At 66.9% G+C, this 2,064-nt stretch carries 1 protein-coding gene and 2 tRNA genes; 2 read left to right on the top strand and 1 reads right to left on the bottom strand.

The window, feature by feature from the left end; translation table 11 throughout:
• Nucleotides 1–5: 5 nt before the first annotated feature.
• Nucleotides 6–79 (bottom strand) — tRNA-Pro (locus tag ABD172_RS04930).
• A gap of 159 nt (nucleotides 80–238) precedes the next feature.
• Between ABD172_RS04930 and ABD172_RS04935 the strand changes: the two genes are divergently transcribed.
• Both ABD172_RS04935 and tig read left to right on the top strand, forming a co-directional pair.
• Nucleotides 239–312: transfer RNA gene (locus ABD172_RS04935), tRNA-Gly, on the top strand.
• 356 nt (nucleotides 313–668) lie between these two features.
• On the top strand, nucleotides 669–2,064 hold a 1,396-nt coding region (gene tig, locus ABD172_RS04940), incomplete at its 3' end, for a trigger factor (protein ID WP_344307473.1).

Genomic DNA, 2,064 nt, shown 5'->3' on the forward strand with positions numbered 1-2,064 from the left:
ATCCGTCGGGGCGACAGGATTTGAACCTGCGACCTTCCGCTCCCAAAGCGGACGCGCTACCAACCTGCGCCACGCCCCGTCGGTACGAGTGATCATCCTAGGAGTGGACCGGAGGTTTCGGGAAATCCGGGCGAGCTCCGGCAAGGTGAGTCACGTCACCGGCGGCGGATTTGTCTTTCGCGAATGACGTGCACTAATGTTTTCCCAGCACCGCAGCGGAAGTGACGGTGAGTACCTCGGGGATGTAGCTCAATGGTAGAGCCTCAGTCTTCCAAACTGATGGTGCGGGTTCGATTCCCGTCATCCCCTCCACGGAAGGCCCCGGACACGACGTCCGGGGCCTTCGCTGTCCCTCCGCCGTTTCTCCAACGGATTCGCCCAGGCAAAGCGATTCGCTTTCCCTCGCGCGACAAGGGAACGGATTCGATTTCCCTCAGCGAATCCGTTGGCGATCGTCTCGGGGAACGTCGCGGCGCAGGGGATTCGCGGGCGTGCCGGGCTTTGGTTAGACTGGTCGGCGTGCCTTTTCGGGGTCGCACGGATGAGATCACTCGGTGAGATCACGCGTCAGCCGCCCCCGAATTCCCCGGGCAGCCCGCACCGCACTCCGGTCATCCGTACCCGCGTGTGTGCGCCGCCCACTCCCACAGTCCAACGAGAGGTAAACCGTGAAGAGCTCCGTCGAGAAGATCGACCCCACCCGGGTCAAGCTCAGCGTTGAAGCGCCGTACGCCGAACTCAAGCCGAGCATCGACGAGGCCTACAAGGAGATCGCGAAGCAGGTCTCCATTCCCGGCTTCCGCAAGGGCAAGGTTCCCGCGCGCATCATCGACCAGCGCATCGGCCGTCCCGCCGTCATGCAGGAGGCCGTGAACAACAGCCTCGACGGGTTCTACCGCGACGCCGTCGCCGAGCAGAAGCTCCAGCCGCTCGGCACCCCCGAGGTCGAGGTCACCGAGGTCCCCGGCCTCGACGGCTCCGAGGAGGGCACCTTCTCGTTCGTCGTCGAGATCGACGTGCGCCCGGAGATCACCCTCCCCGCCTACGACTCGATCACCGTCGAGGTCGACTCCTACGAGGTCACCGACGCGGACGTCGACGCCGAGCTCGACTCGCTCCGTGCCCGCTTCGGCACCCTCAAGACCGTCGAGCGTCCCGCCGCGAAGGACGACTTCGTCACCCTCGATCTCGTCGCCACGATCGGTGACGAGGAGATCGACACCGCGTCGGACATCTCCTACCAGGTCGGTGCCGGTACCATGCTCGAGGGCATGGACGAGGCCCTCGACGGCCTCTCCGAGGGCGAGGAGACCACCTTCGAGACCACCTTCGCCGGTGGCGACCACGCCGGTGAGACCGGCACCGTGAAGCTCACCCTCAAGGCCGTCAAGGAGCGCGAGCTCCCCGAGGCCGACGATGACTTCGCACAGCTCGCCTCCGAGTTCGACACGATCGACGAGCTCCGCGAGGACCTCAAGGCGCAGGCGGCGAAGCAGAAGGAGATCGAGCAGGGCGTGCAGGCCCGCGAGAAGGTCCTCGAGGCCCTCATCGCCGGCACCGACGTCCCCGTCCCGGCCAAGGTCGTCGAGGACGAGGTCGAGCGCCACCTCGAGTCCGAGGGTCGCCTCGAGGACGACGAGCACCGCGCCGAGGTCACGGAGGAGACCGAGAAGGCCCTCCGCACCCAGTTCGTGCTCGACACCGTCATCGAGAGCTCCGACGAGGACTTCTCCGTGTCGCAGGCCGAGCTCATCGAGTACATCATCTCCGCCTCGCAGCAGTACGGCATGAACCCGAACCAGTTCGCGCAGATGCTCGACCAGCAGGGCCAGGTCCCCGCGATCATGGGCGAGGTCGCCCGCCGCAAGGGTCTGGCCTCCGTGCTCGCCCAGGTGAAGGTCGTCGACTCCGAGGGCAACACCGTCGACATGACCGCGTTCACCACCCCCGAGGGTGAGGACGAGGCCGCCGCCGACGAGGCACCCGAGGCCGCCGCCGACGAGGCACCCGAGGCCGCCGCCGACGAGGCACCCGAGGCCGCCGCCGACGAGGCACCCGAGGCCG

Origin of the sequence: Brevibacterium samyangense, assembly GCF_039529845.1 — a bacterium.
Taxonomy (GTDB): domain Bacteria; phylum Actinomycetota; class Actinomycetes; order Actinomycetales; family Brevibacteriaceae; genus Brevibacterium; species Brevibacterium samyangense.